Below are 21,145 nucleotides of genomic sequence, written 5' to 3'. Positions count from 1 at the left end.
CTCAATAGCCAGGTTGCTACAGTAAGAGATACCGAAACAGAGAGACGGCGATGCGACCATGGACGAAGCCTGCGCGTGGAAAGACCTACAAGGGGAAAGCGGTCGGTCTGACCCTTGGCCTGTTGCTTGTGGCAGCGCTGGCCGCAGGCTTCAGTGTCGCCGTTGTCCAGATTCAGTCGGCAATAGCCGCGTATATCGGCGGGCAGAGCGCCTGGTCCCGCGCACAGCTGGCGACAGTACTCCATCTGGATAGCTACGCCGAAACGGGGGCTCCCGAACAATTGGAACACGCTCGTAGCTGGCTTGCCGTTCCGCTTGGGGGGCTTCGTGCCCGGCGTGCTCTGGAAACCACCCCGCCGGATCTGGCGACGGCGCGTGAAGGTTTCCTTCAGGGATTGAACCACCCTGGCGACATAAGCCGGATGATCTGGCTTTACCGCCATCTTGGTGACTCCTCGCTGTTTCGAAAACCGCTTCAGCTCTGGCAAACCAGTGACACCCATGTGCTGGCGCTGCAGGCACTCGCCGGCCAGCTCGAAAGTGAATGGCAGGGGCCCGAGCCCTCCATGACCGAAATCATCTCGCTACGCGCTCAATTGGCTGACATCAACCGTAGGCTAACACCGCTCACCGAGGACTTTCGCCGCGCCATGACCGATGCCTCACGCGTAACAGGGCGATTGCTCTCCTATGCCAGTGTGGGGTTCCTGCTGACCCTGGGGCTTATCGCCGGACTGCTGGGGTGGCAGCTGCTGCGCACGATCACCGCTGCCGAGCGCAAGTTCCGCACCACCTTCGATCAAGCCGCCGTGGGAATGGCCCAGGTAGATGCGAATGACTATCTGGTCGACGTGAATCAGGCCCTCTGCGAGATCCTGCACTACCCGAAACAGCAGCTGATGGGTATCCGCTATCACGATCTCGTTCACCCCGACGACTGGGAGATCGGCCGCGAACAGCGCCGCGACATACAGGCCGGGCATATCCACAGCTACACCCTCGAACAGCGCCTGCTGTGCCGCGATGGGGATTCCGTATGGGTCAAGCTGACGGTCTCCAGCATGCAGGAAACCTCCGCCTACCACCCCCGTTACGTAGCGATCGTCGAAGATGTTTCCGAATCCCGGCGACTCTCCGTCGAACTCAACCACCAGGCGACGCATGACGCCCTGACCGGCCTGCCCAACCGGCGCGCCTTCGAGCGCAGCCTCGCCGAAGCCCTGCGGCAGGCACGCACCGAAGACTCGATTCATGCCCTGTGCTTTATCGACCTGGACCAGTTCAAGATCGTCAATGACACCTCGGGCCACGCCGCCGGCGACCAACTGCTACGACAGATGAGCGATCTCCTGCAGCGCAACCTGCGCGAAGGGGATCAGCTGGCCCGGCTGGGCGGCGATGAGTTCGCTATCATCCTGGAAGATTGCAATCTGGACCGTGCCCGCCCCATCACCGAAAAACTGCGCCAGGCCATTGCCGAGACCAGTTTCGCCTGGGAAGAGACGACCTTCAGCCCCACCTGCAGCATCGGCGTCGTGTCGGTTACCTCGGAGAGTGCCGACACCGGCAGCCTGCTGCGAGCGGCGGATATCGCCTGCTACCTGGCCAAGGAGCAGGGGCGCGACCGCGTCCATCTGATCCATGAAGACGACCGCCAGTTGGCCGAGCGACGCGGTGAAATGGAGTGGCTGAGCCGCATCCACGATGCATTGGCCGAGCAGCGTATCTTCCTCGATGCCCAGCGGCTCGTCAGCCTGACGCAGCCGGAGACGCTCCGGTACGAGGTGCTGGTGCGTCTGATCGACGAAGAGGGTGCGACCATTCCTCCCGGCGCCTTTCTGCCGGCAGCCGAACGCTTCGGCGCCGCCCATCGGATCGATCGCTGGGTGATCGAGCATGTCTGCGCCCAACTGGCGAGCCATCCTGAGCATCTGGCACGCCTGGAGGCTTGCCATATCAACCTGTCGGGCCGTTCCTTCGACCAACCCGATTTTCATGATTTCGTTGTCGATACCCTCGAACGCCACGCGCTGCCCGCCGAGAAGCTCTGCTTCGAAATTACCGAGACCGCAGCCGTCAAGAACCTGCTCGATATCACGTCCTTCATGGAGAAATTGGGCGAGCGTGGCTGCACCTTCGCCCTGGATGACTTCGGCGCCGGCCTCTCCTCCTTCGGCTACCTGCGTCGACTGCCGGTGGATTGCCTGAAGATCGACGGCCTCTTCGTTCGCGATATCGCCAATGACGACACCGACCTGGCCATGGTGCGTGCCATCAATGAGATCGGCCAGACCCTGAACAAGATAATCGTCGCCGAGTTCGTCGAGACCGACGAAGCGCTAGAGCTGTTGCGTGAGATGGGTGTGCACTATGCCCAGGGCTTTGGTGTGCACCGACCCTGTCGTTTCGAGACGCTGCTTGCCGAGACGACATGAGCCTTACGGCCCCGCTCATGTCCGTGGCAGGCGCAGGGGCCGTCGTTGAAGAGAACCCTACTCGCTCCCCCCCTTCTCAGGTCACCGCGCTGCGCTGCCGGAACTGCGGTTCTTTCCACGCGCCCGTGGCCATGATGTCGACCAGGGCCTGCACGGTGTCCCAGATGTCGACATGGCGGACATAGAGCGGCGCAAAGCCGAAGCGCAGGATATCCGGTGCCCGGAAGTCGCCGATGATATTGCGGGCGATCAAGGCCTGCATGATCGGATAGGCGTGTTCGTGGGTAAACGATACCTGGCTCCCCCGCCGCTCGGAATCCCGGGGGGATGCCAGCGCAAAGCCCATGCCGTCGCAGTGCGCCTCGACCAGCTGGATGAACAGCTCTCCAAGCCGCCGGGACTTGGCCCGCAGCAGCGCCATGTCCGCCGAGGCCAGCAGTTCGACACCCACCTCCATCACCGCCGTGCCGAGAACGCCGGGGGTACCGCACAGGCCGCGCTTGATGGAATCGGCAGCCTGGTAGTCGTCACGCATGGCGAAGGGTTCGGTGTGCCCGAACCAACCGCTCAGCGGCTGGTGAAAATCAGCCAGGTGACGGCGCGCCACGAACAGGTAGCCAGGCGCTCCCGGGCCACCGTTGAGGTACTTGTAGCCGCAGCCCACGGCGAAGTCGGCCCCCACGCCGTTCAGGTCTACCGGCACCGCCCCGGCGCTGTGGCTGAGGTCCCATAGCATCAGGGCGCCGACCTCGTGGGCCCGAGCGGTGATGGCGGCCATATCGAACAGCTCGCCGGACTTGTAGTGCACATGGGTGAGCACCACCAGGGCGGTGTCTTCATCGATGTGGGAGGCCAGCACCTCCCTGGGCGCCGTTTCCAATCGCACCTCGCCCTGCAGGAAGCCTTCCAGTCCCTGCAGAATATAGAGATCGGTGGGAAAATTGCCCGGCTCGGAGACGATCTTGCCTCGCCCCGGGCGCATGCGGATCGCCGCCGCCGCCAACTTGAACAGGTTGACCGAGGTGGAGTCGGCCACCACGACCTCGCCGGGCTCGGCACCGATCAGTGCCGCGACCCTGTCGCCGACCCGCTCGGGCAGCGATACCCAGTCGTGACGATTCCAGCTGCGTACCAGTCCCTGCCCCCACTCCCGCTCCACCACCTCGGCTGCCCGGCTCAGGGCCGCCCGGGGCAGCGCGCCGAGGGAGTTGCCGTTGAGATAGATCAGCCCCTCTTCCAGTACGAAACGGTCGCGATACTCGGCCAGGGGATCGTCGTGGTCCAGTCGCGCCAGATCGGCGCGGCTGGATGGGGTTACCGGTTCCATGGGTTCGTCACTCCTCACAGGGTGGTCCTGACCGACCAAAGCTCCGGGAAGAACTGCAGGTCCAGCGCCTTGACCAGGAAAGAGACACCGCCGGTACCGCCGGTGCCGGGCTTGTAGCCGATGATACGCTCCACCGTCTTCATATGGCTGAAGCGCCACTTGTGGAAATTGTACTCGGTATCGACGAGCTTCTCGGCCAGCTCGTAGAGGTCCCAATGCGCTTGTGGCTGGCGATAGATCTCGGCCCAGGCCTGCTCCACCGCATCACAAGGCTCGTAGGGCTGCGACCAGTCGCGGTCGACGCAACCGCGGGGAATGGTGAAGCCGCGCCGCTCCAGCAGTTGCAGGCTGATGTCGTAGAGGCTCGGCGCATGCAACACTTCGCTTAGCCGCTGGTAATGCTGCGGATGGCTCCGGTGGACCTCGACCAGCCTCGGGTTCTTGTTGCCGAGCAGGAACTCCAGCTCCCGATACTGATAGGACTGAAACCCCGAACTCTGCCCCAGGCTGTCACGGAAACTGGCGTAATCCGCCGGCGTCATGGTGACCAGCACTTCCCAGGCATGGATCATCTGCTCCTGGATGCGAGCCACCCGCGCGAGCATCTTGAAGGCGGGAGCGAGCTGTTCTTCAGCGATATGCGCCGCTGCTGCGTGGGCTTCATGCAGGCACTGCTTCAGCCACAGCTCGGAAACCTGATGGATGACGATGAACAGCATCTCGTCGTGCTGCTCCGAGCGGCGCTGCTGGCAGGCCAGCAGCGGCTCGAGCTGCAGGTACTGGCCGTAACTGATGTCCTGATCCCAGTGGACGGCTTCACCGTCCAGTTCCACCGTTCGGCCTTTTGCCGGTCGGCGGGTATTGCGTTCGACCATCCGTCGGGCCCTCCTGGCTCACGCTGCGTTGTTGGCTGTCCATCCATGCTATTGCCAGTCTACGCAGGCCGCCAGTGCCCGTATATTCAAACTATCCCCGCTTCCGCCCTACTCCGCCTCGGTGCCAAGCGCATGCATCTTGCGAAACCACTTCGCTCGCCCCCGCTCGCTCATCGACTCGACCCTGCCGATGAGGGTCTCGTGAATGGGAGAGAAGCCGACGAAGCCGAGCACATTGCGCTCCAGCGACTTGACGCTGTGCGCACGGTAGAGATGCCGATAGAGCAGTGCGGGCATCCCCATGGTAACGACCAGACGCGCGGTGCGGCCGGTCAAGCCCTTCTTGCCCAGCGGATTGCCGTCCTCGTACTCGAAGGCGAAACCGGGGCGCATCACCTGTTCAAGGAAGGCTTTCACCAGGGCCGGCATGTCGCCAAGCCAGAGTGGGAAGATCAGCACCAGGTGCCGGCACCAGGCGATAGCATCCTGTGCCGCCTGCAGGTCAGCGGGCAGTGGCTCCTCCTTCCATGCCTTCTGGCTGCGCAACAAGGGAAAATCCAGTGTGGCGATATCGACCACCCGCACCTCATGCCCATGGGATTCAGCTCCTGCCCGATAGTGATCGGCCAGCGAATGGCACAGGTGAATCGTGCCGGCGTCGGGATGCCCCTGGAGGAGCAAGATACGCGTTGTCATGGCAGCGAGTGCCCCCGGTGTCTTGTAAGGTCGTGTCGTTTCCACACTACTCACAAATCGACACATTACGCTTGACTGCCATCAAGCATAAGGCCTTCCCTGGTGTGACGCCGCATCAAAGCCGTCAACACAGCCGATCATTTACCTAACACATCCACCTCGTCACCTAGCACATCCTCGATATAGAGCATCTGGATAGCGACGACCGCCACCACGGCGAGTGGCGTTGCCAGGATCACACCGGCCAGGCCGGCAACCGCCGCCCCGGCGAGCTGCACGATGACGGTGTAAGCCGGTGGCAGGCGCACCACCCCCTTGGCGGCCACCGGCATGACCACGTTCGACTCCAGCGTTTCCACGACGAAATAGAGCACGATGGCATAGAGCGCCAGCTCAGGTGACGCCAGGAACGCGATCAGCACGGTGGGGATCATGCCCAGGATCGGCCCGAGATAGGGTATGAAGGTCAGTAGACCAGCAATCAGGCCCAAGGCGCTGGCCATGGGCACGCCCATGAAATATAAGCCAATGCTGATAGAAATACCGACGAAGAGCATGGAGATCAGCCGGCTCAGCAGCCAGAGACGCAGGGCCCTTCCCTGGATGGCAAAAACCTCCAGCCAGCGCCCGCGACGAGCCGGAGGAAACAGCAGCAGCATGTTGCTCAGGTACATGGCCGGGCTCATCACCAGGTAGAAGCCGATCAGCAGGATCAGGAAGAAGCTGGCGATGGCGCCGAAGGTGGAAGTAAAGATTTTCGTGAACTGTTCCAGCAGCGGGTTGATGATCTGGCCTGGGCCCTCCACTTCCTTGAGCGCCGCTTCGATGCCGGGCAGGTCCAGCAGCGTGGCCGCGAGCTCCTGCAGCGCCTCGGGTAGCTGCTGGATCAACTGCGGGAACTGCGCCATCAAGGGAGGGCCAATAAGGCCACCCAACCCCACGAACAAGAGCACGATCAACAGAAAGGCGAGGGATAGCGTCCAGAACCGCGAAAGCGGCAGGTAGCGAGCGAAGAGTCGCGAGACCCCATCGATGGACACCGCCACGAGGATGCCGGCGAATACCAGCAGCAGTACATCGATCAGTTGGCCAGCGAGATAGAGCAGGACCGCCACCAGGGCGACCAGCCCTACGGCGATCAGCACCCGCCGCGTAAACAGTGCCAAATTTCCGAAGCCATCATCCATGTCAGCTCCTTGCTGTTAGAATCCTGTGTTGGCTGGTTTATCAGGGCAGCAAGACCAGCCATTTCTCGCAGGGTAGGTGCTTTGCGGAGAAAATCCCACTCCAAGCTCCGCTGTGACCTGTTATCCCAGCCGGCCAAACAGCATCATGGCAACGATAATGAACAGGGCAAGTGATACGCCTTGCCAGAATCGCACGGGGTCCCGCTCCATGAGGGGCGGCCTCGCCTTGTTCAAGAACTGCTTGTTGGGATGACGTAGTTCGAAGACGAACTCCGACAGTGCGTCGTAACGCTTGTAAGGATGGGGATGAAGCACTTTCTTGAGGACGTCGTCGATCCAGGGAGGAAGATCACGATTTTCGCTGAGGGCAGGCTGGTAAACCAGCCTGTTCTGGGCAGCACGGGTCCTGCTCTTCGCCACCCGGGTGCCATAAGGCAGCTTGCCCGTCAGCATCTGATAGGCAATGACGCCCAGGGAAAACATATCCGAGCGTGGCGTCCCGCTTTCGCCCAGGAAATATTCGGGTGCCGTATATTGTGCCGTGCCCAACAGCTGGCCGCGATCGAAAGCGACCGTTTCCACAATGCCGGCGACTCTCGCCGAGCCAAAATCGATGATCCTGGCAGTACCCATCGAATCGATCATGATGTTGTCGGGCCGCAGATCCTGATGCAGCATTTCAAGCCGGTGAAAAGCGCGCAACCCCTTGGCAATCTGTTCGATGATGCCGCGCACTGTTTCCAGGTCCGGCTTCGGGTTGTCGATCATCCATTGGGTAAGGGTCTGCCCGTCGATGAACTCCATTACCGTATACAGAAAGTGACGCCTGGTACTTGGTAGGCAGGGCTTGGCCACATGGGCACTGTTGATACGACGGGCCACCCACTCCTCCGTCAAGAACCGTTCCAGATGCGCCGTGTCCTGTTGAAGTTCGGTCGAGAGCGTCTTGATCACGACAGGGGTATTGTCATCGAGATTCTCGGCTAGATAGACATGGCTGCGACTACTGGCATGCAGTTTCCTGACGATCCTGTACCCATCGAACAGCATCCTCGGGGCCAGCGCCGGCGGAAAGGGGAGTTCGGCTAACGTCTGATAGAGCTCGTCGTCACTCTTCACGGGCAGATTCTCGATCCTGACGATCTGGACCGTAAGATTGTCCGTACTCCCTTTCTCGAAGGCTTCATTGACGATACGTCTTGCGACGTCTCCCAGGTCTTTTCCTTGCGCTTGAACAGCGCTGACCATGAAGTCATGCTTAACGAATTCGTACACGCCATCCGTCAGGAGAAAGAAGGTATCTCCCTTTTCGAGGGAGACGGCCTGGTAATCGATTTCCAGTTGATCGCTCACCCCCATCGCACGGCTCAGGTAGCTCTTTTCGCGAGAAATCCAGAAGCGGTGGTCGTTGGTCAATAGCTCCAGAGAGTTGCCACTCAGGCGATAGATGCGAGCGTCACCAACATGAAAGACATGTGCGGTGGCCGACTTGATCACCATGGCACTCAAGGTGCAGACATACCCCCTGTCCTTGTCATACCGATACTGGCTCTGCCGGGTCTGGGCATGCAACCAGGAATTGGTTGCCATCAAGACTCGCTGTGCCGATTTCTTGACCGACCAGGTTTCCGAGGTGCAATAGTAGTCCTCGAAAAAGCCGGTTACCGCTGCCTCGCTGGCAACCTGGCTGACGTCGCTGCTGCTGATGCCGTCTGCCAGTGCAATCGCGATGCCTTTCGAAGTCAACTGCGGTTCATCTGGAATAAAGGCACCATGAAAATCCTGATTGATTTCCTTGCGCCCCTTGGTGGAGTACTGCCCTAACGACACGCTTAGCTGACTGGCCATACTGTCCTGTCAAGCGCCCTGCACTCCATCCGAAGCACAGAGCGCTTTCTGAAGGTTGATAATCCTAGAGCTGACGGGCCGGCGCTGTTTTGACATGCGTTGCATAGAGAGTCAGGCCGGTCAGGGAGAGCCCACCAATCAGGTTGCCTATAACAACCGGAATCTCATTCCAGATCATGTAGTCCATTATCGAGAAATCGCCTCCCATCATCATGGCAGAGGGAAAGAGGAACATGTTGACGATGGAGTGCTCGAAGCCCATGCCAAAGAACACCATGATGGGCATCCACATGGCGATCACCTTGCCACTGACCGTGGTGGAAATCATCGCACCGACAACACCAAGAGAAACCATCCAGTTACAGAGAATGCCACGCACCAATATCGTCAACATGCCGGCGGCCCCATGCGCCTTGTAGCCCACGGTGCGGTCATGGCCGATCGATGCGATGGCCTGCCCCACCTCATCGGGTGGCGTCGAGAAGCCATAGGTAAAGACGACCGCCATGAGTACCGCCACCGTCAATGCGCCGGCCAGATTACCGCAGAAGATGACGCCCCAATGGCGCAGGATGCCATTGATCGTGACCCCGGGTCGCTTGTCGAGCCAGGCGAGTGGCGTCAGGACGAAAACGCCTGTCAGCAGGTCGAAGCCCATCAGATAGAGCATACAGAATCCGACGGGGAACAGGATGGCGCCAATGATGGGTGAGCCAGTCTGTACGGTTACGGTAACGGCGAACACCGCCGCCAGTGCCAGGATGGCGCCGGCCATGAAAGCCCGTATGAAAGCATCCCGGGTTGCCATGAAGAGCTTGGCCTCACCGGCATCCACCATCTTGGTGGCAAATTCAGAAGGAAGCAGATACGACATAGAGTTCTCGATACCTTTCGCTGGGGCAAGAGACAACGCGTGTCTTCGTGAGCGGAATGCCGAAGAACGCAAGAACACCTGGAGCCGGCGAGCGGATCCAGGCGACTTTGCCTGGTATTCATGGATCATGGGGTGGTGACTTTGCGGGCAACGCTGCCCAGGCCACCCATCTCGTGCCTTGAAGGCTTGCGGTCGCCGTTGACCGAACGAGAGAACCTGCAGGCTGTTGCGGCAGGCTCGTATTTATAGAGGCATTTTATATGCCAATTTCACCGGCACGGCTTGAAAAACAGGAAAATGGTCACAGAAAACCATGCATTAGCATGAAATGAGTGCTTGCCGTGCTTTCTGACGCTACCCATGCAGCCATTGCCAATGCCGCGCTCCGAACGAACATGGTGCAAGAAAACCTTGGCAGCGCAGCTGTGGTGCAGGGCGCCCCTGGCAGCCGAATGGCGTCAGGTGCGCTCCTCCATGCTAACCGGGCGGGCCGGGCTGGCCACGACCATGCTCACCACGCTGCCCACCACGATCAGGCAGGGGGAAGGCAGCGGCTGGGCCGCAAGTCTGGCAGGCATGTCAGCCAGGGTGCCGGTGAGCGACTGCTGATCGTCATGGCTGGCGTTGGCCACCAGCATGATTGGCCAGTCATCCGGCAACCCCCCGTGACGCAGTCCGCTGCAAATGGCTTCGACCTTGGAGAGCCCCATGTAGAGAACCAGAGTCTCGTCCCGCCGAGCCAGGTCGAACCAGTCGGGCTCGCCGCCCTCGCGGCATAGCTGGGCAGTGATGAAACGTACCTGCTGGGCGTGGCCGCGATCCGTCAGCGGTATGCCCATACCGGCGGCGGCGGCCGAGGCGGCAGTGATGCCAGGTACGATCTCGGCAGGTACCCCGGCCTCGGCCAGGGCGGCAAGCTCCTCGCCCATGCGGCCGAAGATGCCGGGGTCGCCGCCTTTCAGGCGCACCACCGACTTTCCCTGCCCAGCCAGCCTGACCATCAGCTCGCCGATCTCGGCCTGGGGCACGCTGTGGTGACCCCGCGCCTTGCCCACATAGTAGCGCTCGCGGCCAGGGGGAATCAGCGACAGCACCTCGTCGCCGATCAGGCGGTCGTAGACGATGGCGTCGGCCTGCTGCAGCAGGCGGGCGGCCTTGAGGGTCAGCAGTTCCACATCGCCGCTGCCGGCCCCCACCAGGTAGACACGGCCGGGCCGGCAGTCGCCGCGCAGCCCCAACGAGGGCATGCTGCCGCACTCCCTGGCGTCGCCCAGGCAGCGGAAGGAGCGGCCGAGGCCGAGGCCGAGTCGGGCCAGGCCCGCTTGCAAGGCATCACGCGATAGTAACGTTTTCAGACTTCGGCTCAGCGCTCGCATGGGCCCTCTCCTCTTCGGCACATTCTTGTGCATTTTCTCTGACACGTCCGTCGGCGCCTTCTTCAACACGTTCTTTGGCACACCCTTTGGCACTGGCTTCGGCGCATTCTCCGGCTATTTCTTCTTCCAGCAAGGACTTCAATTCAGGAATACAGCTGCCGCACTGGGTGCCGCAGGCCAGTCGGGCGCCCAGCGCCTCGACGCTGACGTCGCCACCACGAATGGCGTCGCGGATGGCACGTTGACCCACCTGATGGCAGCTGCACACCACAGGCCCGCTGTCGGCGGCGCCATCGTCACAGCCGGCCAGCAGGCGGCGCTGTCGTGCCGCATCCAGGCGCTCGCCCCGGGCGGCCTCCTGGAAGCGCTCGACGAGCCAGGCCAGGCCGGGCAGTTCGCCGGGCGGGCCCACCATCAGCCACCAGCGCAGCCGGCCGTCCTCGATGCCCGCCGCACGCAGGCGACCGCCAACGGCGTCCTCGCACCAAAGCGTCGGTGCCACCGGCAGGTGTTCGGCCAGCCAGCCCTGCCAGTCACGCATGCTGTCGCCGTCCATGCCGCCGGCCAACTGCCATCGCTGACAGTCGGGTAGCGGAATGCGCGACCAGTAAAGCGAACTCTCGCACCATGCCGCATCCAGCGTCAGGTCATCGGCTATTATCAGCGTAGCCTGCCAGCCAGGGGCCAGCGGCGCTATCGATACGGCCCCGTGCTTGGATTCCGGCTGGCCGGAGACAGGATCGCAATAGGGTGCCAGCAGACTGCCCATGCGGGCGGCACCGCTGAACCGGCCGGTCCAGTGCATGGGCACGAACACCTCGCCCCGCCGCTGCGCCTTCGATATCCGCACACGCCCCACGTACTCGCCGCCTGCCCCCTCGAGCCGCGCCAGCGCCTTGTCACCGATACCGTAGTGGAGCCCATCGTCGGGATGCAGCTCGATGAACGGTTCGCTGCGGTGGTTCATCAGCCGTGGCGCACGACCGGTGCGGGTCATGGTGTGCCACTGATCGCGCACCCGCCCGGTATTCAGCCGCAGCGGCCGGGCCTCGCTCAGGACCTGCTCTGGTCCCCGTGGGCGTACGGCAATCAGTCGCGCCTTTCCGTCCGGGGTGGCGAAACGCCCCTCTTCGAACAGCCTCGCCGTGCCGCTCGGCGCCTCCCGCGTTACCGGCCACTGGATCGGTGCCAGGGCATCATAGGCGTCGCGGTCGAGCCCGGCCAGGCCGGAGATGTCGAACAGCCGCTTGCCTTCGCCCCGGGTGTCGAGCCGGGTGTCGAGCCGGGTGTCGAGAGCGTTCTCGAATCCCGACAGCCGGGCATGCTCGTCGAAGATCTCGCTGGGATGCCCATAGGCAAAGGCCTCGCCGAAGCCGAGCCGCCTGGCGACCTCGCCAATGATCCACCAGTCGTGACGGGCCTCGCCCGGCGGCGGCAGCAGACCGCGCTGGCGCGAGATGCGACGCTCGGAGTTGGTCACGGTGCCATCCTTCTCGGACCAGCTCGAGGCCGGCAGCACGATGTCGGCATAGGGGAGCAAATCGGTGTCGGCCATGCATTCGGAGACGATCACCAGCGGGCACTTGGCCAGGGCCGCCCGCACGCGGTTGGCATCCGGCAGGCTCACCACGGGGTTGGTGGCCATGATCCACACCGCCTGCACCTCGCCCCGCTCGATGGCCTCGAACAGCTCCACCGCTTTGTGGCCTGGCGCGTCGGGCAGGGTGGGCTCGAGCGACTCTGTCGTCCAGAAGCGCGTGACCCGTTCGAGGGCGCCCGGCGTGTGGTAATCCATGTGCGCGGCCAGCTGGTTGGCCAACCCGCCCACCTCGCGGCCGCCCATGGCGTTGGGCTGGCCGGTGATCGAGAAGGGGCCCGCCCCCGGCAGTCCGATCTTGCCGCCGGCCAGATGGCAGTTGATGATGGCATTGCACTTGTCGGTGCCGCTGGAGGACTGGTTGACGCCCTGGGAATAGAGCGTCACCACGTGGAGGTGGCTGGCGAACCAGTAGAAGAAGGTTTCCAGCCGCTCCGGGTCCAGGTCGCAGTCGGCGGCAATGGCCTCCAGCGAGGTGTCGTCCTCTCGGGCCGCCGCCAGGGCCTCTTCCATGCCCTGGGTATGGTTGTCCAGGTAGACCCGATCCAGCTTGGAACGGTCGTCCATCCAGGCCAGCAGGCCATTGAACAGCCGCGCATCGCTGCCGGGAGCGAGGCCGAGATAGAGGTCGGCGATCTCGCAGCTATCGGTGACCCTGGGGTCGATCACCACCACCCGCATCAGCGGATTGATCTGCTTGGCCGCCTTGATGCGCTGATAGAGCACCGGATGGTTCCAGGCCAGGTTCGACCCGACCAGTACCACCAGCTCCGCCTCCTCCAGATCCTCGTAGTTGCACGGCACGGCGTCGGCGCCGAAGGCGCGCTTGTAGGCCGCCACCGCCGAGGCCATGCAGAGCCGCGAGTTGGTGTCCAGGTGCGGCGTCCCCAGGAAGCCCTTGAACAGCTTGTTGGCGACGTAATAGTCCTCGGTGAGCAGCTGACCCGAGAGGTAGGCCGCCACGGCATGGTTGCCGTGGTCGCGGCGTGTGGCCTGAAGCCCGTCGGCCACGGCATCCAGTGCCGTGTCCCAGTCCACCTCCACGCCGTCGACCCGGGGACGCGTCAGTCGGCCATGCTCACCCAGGGTCTCGTGCAGCGCCGAACCCTTGACGCAGAGCCGCCCGAAATTCGCCGGATGCGTGCTATCGCCGCTGACGCCAATGATGCGCTCGCCGTCGACTTCCGCCTGCACGCCGCAGCCAACACCGCAGTAGGGGCAAGTGGTTAGAGCCTGGTGCATGACGTTCTCCTGTGACGCGTATTCGCAAAATGCAAACGCCCACCCGCCAGCTCTATAAAAGAGACGGCGGGTGGGCGTCGTTGCCGATGAAGCGCGGTGTGCGCCTCTTGCTGCTTTGCCCAGCGTTGAGCATTTTCTATACAGGGAAAAGCAATCTTCGTGCCATGCGCCAGCTTCTGCCCCTATTCCGGCCCTCTGACTCTCGCCGTGCCGGCCCTGCCACCAAGCCACTGCCCCAGGAAATCTCACTCCAACTGCCATGCTGCACCACGGTAGTGCCGAAATCTCGCGCACTGGCCCAAGACAACGGCCAAGGCGATGTACCAGGCCAACGCCCCCCGGCGGCGGGGCCTGCCGTCACAAGGTGTAGCGACATGTGGAATGCATTTTGCATCGCAGCGTAGAGATGCAACGTGACTAGCGAGACTGCCATGCCCCCACCGCTGAATGTTCTGCTGGTTGATGATGAAGTCGTGCGTGCCGCCATGGTCGAAGAGGCCCTGGTCGCCGATGGGCACCGTGTGGTCTGTCGCCTGACGAGCCCGGCGAGCCTCAACGAGATGGTCGCCCGGCATCAGCCAGATGTCGTGATCATCGATATGGAGTCCCCCGACCGCGACACCCTGGACAGCATGGCGCTGCTCAACCGCGAGAACCCGCGCCCGGTGGTGTTCTTCGCCGACCAGCACGACCCGGACATCCTCCAGGCCGCCCTCAAGGTCGGCGTCAGCGCCTACGTGGTCGACGGCCTGATTCCCGGCCGGGTCAAGGCGATCATCGAGGTGGCGATCGCCCGCTTCGACGCCTTCCAGTCCATGCGTCGCGAACTGGAGAAGACCCGCAATCAGCTCACCGAGCGCAAGCGCATCGAACGCGCCAAGGGGCTGCTGATGAAGCATCAGGACTGCGACGAGGAGCAGGCCTACCGCATGCTGCGCAAGCTCGCCATGGACCGCAGCCAGCGTATCGCCGAGGTGGCCGACAGCGTCATCGATATCCTGGAACGCCTGAACACGCGCTCGCCTGACTGAACCGAGGTCCTATTCATGAATCCGCAGGACATGCACACCACACCCGAGCTGAACCACCTGACCCTGGGCTTCGTACCACTGCTGGATGCCACCCTGTTGGTCATCGCCCGTGAACGGGGCTTCTTTTCCGAACAGGGGGTCGAGGTATCGCTGTCGCGGGAGAACGCCTGGTCGACCCTGCGCGACAAGGTGGCCGCCGGGCTGCTCGATGGCGCCCAGATGCTCTCGCCCATGCCGCTGGCCATGAGCCTGGGGCTGGAGCGTGCGCCCTGCGACACCCTGGCGCCGATCACCCTGAGCCGCAACGGCAATGCCATCGTGCTGTCGGAGTCCCTCTGCCAGCAGAGCGGCGCCGCCATGGGCAGCGACCCGGCCGACAGCGCACGCGCCGTCGGTGCCTGGCTCGGTCAGCACAGCGGCCCTCATCGCCCGCGGCTGGCCATGGTCTACCCCTTCTCGTGCCAGCACTACCTGCTGCGCGAGTGGCTGAGTCTGGGCGGCATCGATCCCGACCGCGACGTGGAGCTGGTTGTCCTGCCGCCCCCACGCATGGTGGCGGCACTCAGCGAAGGCCAGATCGACGGCTTCTGCGCCGGTGAACCCTGGGGCAGCCTGGCCGCGCACCAGGGTGTCGGCCAGCTCGTGGCCAGCGGTGCCCAGCTGTGGCCCGACCACCCCGAGAAGGTATTGGGCGTGACCCGCTCCTGGGCCCACCACTACCCCGCCACCCTTGCCGCCCTGATCCGCGCACTGGTGGCGGCCAGCGATTGGCTTGCCGACTCTCCCGACAACCGCCGGCAGGCCCTGGAGTGGCTCGCCCTGCCGCCCTACCTGGACCGCTCGGTGAGCCATCTCGACACCCTGCCCCTGGGCGTCGCCCCGATTCACCAGCGCCTGTTCGGTCCCGGGGTCCTGCGCCCCGACGTGGAAGCCATGGGCCGCATTGCCGAACAGCTGGACCGCTCCCTGCGTCACCTGGATCGTGCCCTGGACATCCCGACGCTCCATGAATGCTACGCCCCTGTGCATTTCGATGCTGCCATGCACCAGTGACGTGCAGGCGGCCGATCGGAAACGGCTGAGCGCAGAAAGATCCTTCTGGGAAGGGACTTCCAAGAAACTGAAATAAAACGACAAAACCAACAGAAAGAGGATTCTGGCCAGCTTCTTGATTGCTACTAGTCAATCACGCGATCAATGGCGGTCGCTCTCGAACAGTAGCAACGGGCGAAGACGCTCCAGCACACCCCAGGCGGGGTCGTGCCGGAGCGTCTTCTTTTTTGCCGCTGCTTTCTTACCCGCTTCGGAGGTGTCACTACATGCACCCACAGTCCGCAACCCAGCCTGCCACGCTCGAGCATCTCGTGATCATCGGCAACGGGATGGCTGGCCACCGGCTGGTTGAAGCCCTGGCCAAGCGGCCGGCCCTGTCGCTGCGCATCACCGTGATCGGCGAGGAGCCGCAGCCAGCCTACAACCGTATCCTGCTCTCGCCGCTACTGGCTGGCGAGATGGAACGCGACGCGCTGACCCTGCGCGATGCCGACTGGTATGCCGAACAGCAGATCGACCTGATTCTCGGTGAGCGGGTCACCGACATCGACCGCCAATCACGCCGCCTGACCACTGACGCCGGCCGCATCCTCGACTATGACCGCCTGGTGCTGGCCACCGGCTCACGCCCGGCGATGCCGCCCATTCCCGGCCTCACGCTTGCCGGCGTCCACGTCTTTCGCGACCTGAACGATGCCGATGCCCTGACACGTGCCGCTGAAGCCGGCGGCAGTGCCGTGGTGATCGGCGGCGGCCTGCTGGGCCTGGAAGCCGCCGAAGGCTTGCGGAAACAGGGCCAAGCCAAGCGCGGCATGAACGTGAGCCTGATCCAGCGTGACGACCGGCTGATGAACCGTCAGCTGGACATCACCGCCGCCCGGTTGCTCGAAGCCGAGCTCTGTAGCCGCGGCCTCGACATCCATACCGATGCCGGCCTGGACCACCTGACCGGAGACGACCAGGGCCATGTCACCGGCGCCATGCTGAGCGACGGACAGTGGCTCCCGGCCCAATGCGTGGTGGTGGCCATTGGCATCACGCCCAACAAGGAACTGGGCCAGGCGGCCGGGCTCGAGGTCAACCGCGCCATCGTCGTCGACGAGACCCTCACCACCTCCGACCCGGCCATCCACGCCCTGGGCGAATGCTGCGAATGCCAGGGCAATACGTTCGGCCTGGTGGAACCCATCTGGCAGCAGGTCGAGGTCCTGGCCGCGCATCTGGCCGGCGAGCCGACGGCAGGCTATGTGGAGACGCCCTGTGCCACCAAGCTCAAGGTCAGCGGCGTATCGCTCTACGCCTTCGGCCCCACCGAGGCGGAACCCGACCACGACGTGCTCACCTACCGCGACCCGCTGCAGGGCGACTATCGCCGCCTGCTGCTGTGCGACGGGCGCATCGTCGGTGCCGTTCTCTACGGTGATACCGCCATGGGCCCCTGGTACTTCGAACACTCGCTGGCCGGCACCGACCTCGGCCCCTGCCGCCAGGCCCTGCTGCTGGGCGCCGCCGATGCCGATGCCCTGCTTCACGAACACGCCAATCCAGACTCTCCGGAACGCCCCGTCAAGGAGGCCGCATGAACACGCCTAACGCCACCAAATCCCAGTTGATCGTCATCGGTAACGGCATGGTCGGCCACCACCTGGTCGAGCAACTGGTCGAACAGGGCGCCACCGAGCACTACGAGATCACCGTGTTCGGCGAGGAGCGCCACCTGGCCTACGACCGGGTTCACCTCTCCGAGTATTTCAGCGGCCGCGATGCCGACTCGCTGGCCCTCTCCACCGCCGAGTACTACGCCGAGCACGGCATTGCCCTGCGCCTTTCCGAGGCAGTCACCGCCATCGACCGCGACCGCGGCGAGGTGACGACACCCCAGGGCTGCTACGCCTACGACCGCCTGGTGCTGGCCACCGGCTCCTATCCCTTCGTGCCGCCGATCCCCGGCAACGACCGGGAAGGCTGCCTGGTCTACCGTACCCTGGAGGATCTCGACGCCATTCGCGCCATGGCCGAAACCGCCAATACCGGCGTGGTGGTGGGCGGCGGCCTGCTCGGCCTGGAAGCCGCCAACGCCCTGCGCGGCCTCAACCTGGACACCGCTGTGGTCGAGTTCGCCCCCCGGCTGATGCCGATGCAGGTCGACAGCGAAGGCGGCGAGCTGCTGCGCGAGAAGATCGAGTCGCTGGGCGTGCAGGTGCTGACCGGCCGCGCCACCCAGGAGATCGTCGACGGCGAGGCCAGCCGCCACCGCATGGTGTTCCAGGACGACAAGGTGCTGGAGACCGACCTGATCGTGTTCTCCGCCGGCATTCGCCCCCGCGACGACCTGGCCCGGGACTGCGGCCTGGAGATCGGCGAGCGCGGCGGCGTGGTGATCGACGACCGTTGCCTGACCAACGACCCGGCCATTCTCGCCGTGGGTGAAGTCGCGCTGTGGAACAACAGCATTTTCGGCCTGGTGGCCCCCGGCTACCAGATGGCCAAGGCCGCCGCCGCCACCCTGCTCGCCACGGCCAGCGGCACCCAGGACGGCAGCTTCAAGGGCGCCGACATGAGCACCAAGCTCAAGCTGATGGGCGTGGACGTGGGCTCCATCGGCGACGCCCACGGCGACCGCACTCCCGGCGCGCGCATGTTCCGCTTCCTGGATCCGATCAAGCAGCAGTATCGCAAGCTGGTGGTCTCCAGCGACGGCAAGCGCCTGGTCGGCGCCATGCTGGTGGGCGACAACAGCTACTACGACACCCTGCTGCAGTACTACGCCAACCGCATGGACCTGCCCGAGGACCCCGCCGCGCTGATCCTGCCCTCGAGCGAAGGCGCGCCCACCCTGGGCCCCGACGCCCTGCCGGAAACGGCCATGATCTGCTCGTGCCACAACGTGACCAAGGGCGACATCTGCGCGACGCTGGATGCCGGCGCCGTCGACCTCGGCGCGGTGAAGGGTGAAACCAAGGCCAGCACCGGCTGCGGCGGCTGCGCCGCACTGCTCAAGAGCGTGGTCGACCACGAGCTGGAAGCCCGCGGCGTGGAGGTCGACAAGTCGATCTGCGAACACTTCGCCCACACCCGCCAGGAGCTCTACGACATCGTCCGCGTCGAGGGCATCAAGACCTTCAGCGAGCTGATGGAGAAGCATGGCTCTGCGGAGTCTCATAGGCTCGGCTGCGACATCTGCAAGCCGGCGGTGGCCTCGATCCTGGCCTCCTGCTTCAACGAGCCGATCACCGACGCGGCCCACATCCCGCTGCAGGACACCAACGACACCTTCATGGCCAACATGCAGAAGAACGGCACCTACTCCGTCGTTCCCCGCGTGCCGGGCGGCGAGATCACCCCCGACAAGCTGGTGGTGCTGGGCCAGGTGGCGCAGAAGTACGCGCTCTATACCAAGGTGACCGGCGGCCAGCGCATCGACCTGTTCGGCGCCCGCCTGGAAGACCTGCCGGCGATCTGGGGCGAGCTGATCGAAGCCGGCTTCGAGACCGGCCACGCCTACGGCAAGTCGCTGCGGACGGTGAAGTCCTGCGTGGGCAGCACCTGGTGCCGCTATGGTGTACAGGACAGCGTGGGCATGGCGATCCAACTGGAGCACCGCTACAAGGGCCTGCGCGCGCCGCACAAGATCAAGTTCGGCGTTTCCGGCTGCACCCGCGAGTGCGCCGAAGCCCAGAGCAAGGACATCGGCGTGATCGCCACCGAGAACGGCTGGAACCTGTACGTGTGCGGCAACGGCGGCATGCGCCCGCGCCACGCCGAACTGTTCGCCACCGACCTCGACGACGAACAGCTCTACCGCATCATCGACCGCTTCCTGATGTTCTACATCCGCACCGCCGACCGCCTGCAGCGCACCTCGGTATGGCGCGAGAACCTGGACGGCGGGCTGGACTACCTCAAGGAAGTGATCCTCGAGGACAGCCTCGGCATCGGCGAGGAACTCGACCGGCAGATGCAGACCGTCATCGACGCCTACGAATGCGAATGGGCCAACGCCATCAGCGACCCGGAGAAGCTCAAGCGCTTCCGCAGCTTCGTCAACGACGCGCGCCCGGACCCGGACATTATCTATACAACCGAGCGCGGCCAGCTCCGCCCAGCGTGATGGAAATCGCTGCGCGGACTCGGCGTCCCCAACGAATCGCGTTGTTGCGCGGCACCCCGAAGGCTCGCCTAACCCCACGTTATGTCTCGCCTTCGGTCCGCCGCGCGCCTAGCGCTTCATCCCGCTCGCCGATTTCCCGAAACGAATTGGAGATTAAAAAAATGAGTTCAGCAATTGCGGCCAAGACCATGACCCAAACCTGGCAAACCCTCTGCACCCGCACCGACCTGGTGCCCTACTCCGGCATTGCCGCCTGGGTGGAAACCCCGGAAGGCCCGGCACAAGTCGCCATATTCTATTTGCCGGGGTACGAGCAGGAACTCTACGCCATCGACCACCACGACCCCTTCTCCCACGCCAACGTCATCGCCCGCGGCATCGTCGGTGATATCAAAGGCCAGCTCGTCGTCGCCTCGCCGATCTACAAGCAGCACTTCCGCCTGGAAGACGGCCAGTGCCTGGAAGACGACAGCATAACCCTGCGCACCTGGAAGGTGAGCTTCAAGGGCGATGAGGTGTGGATCGAGGCGTGAGGTTTCAGCCATCGGAAAAGAAAAAGCCGCCGGGCTTATGGCACGGCGGCTTGAGGATGCATAAGAAAAAAACGCTGTAGGGGCAGCTTCAGCTCGCGACTGGAGGGTACATAAGAAAAAGACGCTGTAGGAGCAGCTTTAGCTCGCGACTGGAGGCCGAAGGCCTCCCGGCGGTGTTGCCAGCGTCGGCGAGCTCAAGGCGGTACGAATCAGCGCGCGCGCCGGTAGTGCATGGCGACCGCGCCGCTGCGGAGCGGCTTCACCGAGATCAACTCGAGCCGTCGCGTGCTGGGCAGCCCGCTCTCGTACAGGGTCGGGCCGTGGCCGGCGATCCTGGGGTGGACGAGGAGCTTGTACTCGTCGATCAGATCCAGTCGGTCCAGCTCGGTCGCGAGCTTGCCGCTACCGAGGAGCAGGCCGGCAGGGGTCGCATCCTTGAGCTTCTGCACGTTCGTGCACAGGTCGCCGGCGATGTGGTGGCTGTTGGTCCACGGAAAGTCCGTTCGCGTCGACGACACCACGTACTTCGGCTTGGCCTCCAGCTTGACCGCCCACTCGCGCATCGCTGGCGGCGCCTCCTCATCGCCGCGAGCGACCGCCGGCCAGTAGCCCTCCATCATCTCGTAGGTGACGCGGCCCCACAGCATCGCCCCGCTCTCGTCCATGAGGCGGGTGAAGAAGGCGTGTGTCTCGTCGTCGGCGATGCCTTCCTCGTGATCGACGCAGCCGTCCAGGGTGACGTTGAGACTGAAGGTTAGAAGTCCCATGCCATTTACTCCGAGTTTGGTGTCCCGCTAAATTGTCGCTTGTCGACGAGTTCCTTGCAGCGGCTAACGCCGTGAAGTGACCCCCTCCAGAGCTGCACAGGCTATAGTGCAGCGATCAGGAGGACAGGATGAACGACGACAACCCCATCAAGCGATGGACCGCGAAGCGCAAGGCTGCCGTGGTCATGGACAT

At 63.7% G+C, this 21,145-nt stretch carries 15 protein-coding genes; 6 read left to right on the top strand and 9 right to left on the bottom strand.

The window, feature by feature from the left end:
- Window positions 1-50 precede the first annotated feature (50 nt).
- Window positions 51-2,435 carry a putative bifunctional diguanylate cyclase/phosphodiesterase gene (locus DU505_RS21230; protein WP_114480969.1) on the top strand — a complete coding sequence of 795 codons (2,385 nt, stop codon included), beginning with the start codon at window positions 51-53 and terminating at the stop codon, window positions 2,433-2,435.
- A 76-nt stretch (window positions 2,436-2,511) separates the two neighbouring features.
- Here DU505_RS21230 and kynU read toward each other — a convergent pair whose 3' ends face one another.
- The 8 genes from kynU to DU505_RS21190 form a co-directional block, all read right to left on the bottom strand.
- Window positions 2,512-3,762 carry a kynureninase gene (gene kynU, locus DU505_RS21225; RefSeq protein ID WP_114480968.1) on the bottom strand — a complete coding sequence of 417 codons (1,251 nt, stop codon included), beginning with the start codon at window positions 3,760-3,762 and terminating at the stop codon, window positions 2,512-2,514.
- Window positions 3,763-3,776: 14 nt separating this feature from the next.
- Entirely contained in the window at window positions 3,777-4,637 is an 861-nt protein-coding gene (kynA, locus tag DU505_RS21220) for a tryptophan 2,3-dioxygenase (RefSeq protein WP_114480967.1), read from the bottom strand.
- A gap of 108 nt (window positions 4,638-4,745) precedes the next feature.
- Window positions 4,746-5,333: an NAD(P)H-dependent oxidoreductase gene (locus DU505_RS21215; RefSeq protein ID WP_114480966.1), complete on the bottom strand. Its 588-nt coding sequence runs from the start codon at window positions 5,331-5,333 to the stop codon at window positions 4,746-4,748.
- Between the two features lie 137 nt (window positions 5,334-5,470).
- Window positions 5,471-6,520 carry an AI-2E family transporter gene (locus DU505_RS21210; protein ID WP_114480965.1) on the bottom strand — a complete coding sequence of 350 codons (1,050 nt, stop codon included), beginning with the start codon at window positions 6,518-6,520 and terminating at the stop codon, window positions 5,471-5,473.
- A gap of 120 nt (window positions 6,521-6,640) precedes the next feature.
- On the bottom strand, window positions 6,641-8,368 hold the full coding sequence (locus DU505_RS21205) for a bifunctional protein-serine/threonine kinase/phosphatase (protein ID WP_114480964.1): 1,728 nt from the start codon (window positions 8,366-8,368) through the stop codon (window positions 6,641-6,643).
- Between the two features lie 64 nt (window positions 8,369-8,432).
- Window positions 8,433-9,242, bottom strand: a complete 810-nt coding sequence (locus DU505_RS21200; RefSeq protein ID WP_114480963.1) for a formate/nitrite transporter family protein — start codon at window positions 9,240-9,242, stop codon at window positions 8,433-8,435.
- 458 nt (window positions 9,243-9,700) lie between these two features.
- Window positions 9,701-10,618, bottom strand: a complete 918-nt coding sequence (cobA, locus tag DU505_RS21195; RefSeq protein WP_114480962.1) for a uroporphyrinogen-III C-methyltransferase — start codon at window positions 10,616-10,618, stop codon at window positions 9,701-9,703.
- Entirely contained in the window at window positions 10,575-13,457 is a 2,883-nt protein-coding gene (locus tag DU505_RS21190) for a nitrate reductase (RefSeq protein WP_114480961.1), read from the bottom strand. Before DU505_RS21190 ends, cobA begins: the two co-directional genes overlap by 44 nt.
- Window positions 13,458-13,888: 431 nt before the next feature.
- Between DU505_RS21190 and DU505_RS21185 the strand changes: the two genes are divergently transcribed.
- The 5 genes from DU505_RS21185 to nirD all read left to right on the top strand — a co-directional run bounded on the left by DU505_RS21185 (window position 13,889) and on the right by nirD (window position 20,185).
- On the top strand, window positions 13,889-14,488 hold the full coding sequence (locus DU505_RS21185) for an ANTAR domain-containing response regulator (RefSeq protein ID WP_066447785.1): 600 nt from the start codon (window positions 13,889-13,891) through the stop codon (window positions 14,486-14,488).
- 15 nt (window positions 14,489-14,503) lie between these two features.
- Entirely contained in the window at window positions 14,504-15,541 is a 1,038-nt protein-coding gene (locus tag DU505_RS21180) for a CmpA/NrtA family ABC transporter substrate-binding protein (RefSeq protein ID WP_245948117.1), read from the top strand.
- A 266-nt stretch (window positions 15,542-15,807) separates the two neighbouring features.
- Window positions 15,808-17,124: an NAD(P)/FAD-dependent oxidoreductase gene (locus tag DU505_RS21175; RefSeq protein WP_114480960.1), complete on the top strand. Its 1,317-nt coding sequence runs from the start codon at window positions 15,808-15,810 to the stop codon at window positions 17,122-17,124.
- Complete coding sequence (gene nirB / locus DU505_RS21170; RefSeq protein WP_114480959.1) at window positions 17,121-19,652, top strand: nitrite reductase large subunit NirB; 2,532 nt, start codon at window positions 17,121-17,123, stop codon at window positions 19,650-19,652. Before DU505_RS21175 ends, nirB begins: the two co-directional genes overlap by 4 nt.
- Before the next feature lie 161 nt (window positions 19,653-19,813).
- Window positions 19,814-20,185 (top strand): nitrite reductase small subunit NirD, encoded by a 372-nt coding sequence (nirD, locus tag DU505_RS21165; RefSeq protein ID WP_114480958.1) that lies wholly within the window; start codon window positions 19,814-19,816, stop codon window positions 20,183-20,185.
- A gap of 209 nt (window positions 20,186-20,394) precedes the next feature.
- Here nirD and DU505_RS21160 read toward each other — a convergent pair whose 3' ends face one another.
- Window positions 20,395-20,952, bottom strand: coding sequence for a dihydrofolate reductase family protein (locus tag DU505_RS21160; RefSeq protein ID WP_114480957.1), 558 nt, complete (start codon window positions 20,950-20,952; stop codon window positions 20,395-20,397).
- Window positions 20,953-21,145 lie beyond the last annotated feature (193 nt).

The sequence above is a fragment of the Billgrantia montanilacus genome (assembly GCF_003336675.1).
GTDB classification, from domain to species: Bacteria; Pseudomonadota; Gammaproteobacteria; order Pseudomonadales; family Halomonadaceae; genus Halomonas; species Halomonas montanilacus.
This window is presented reverse-complemented; position numbering and strand designations above follow the sequence as displayed.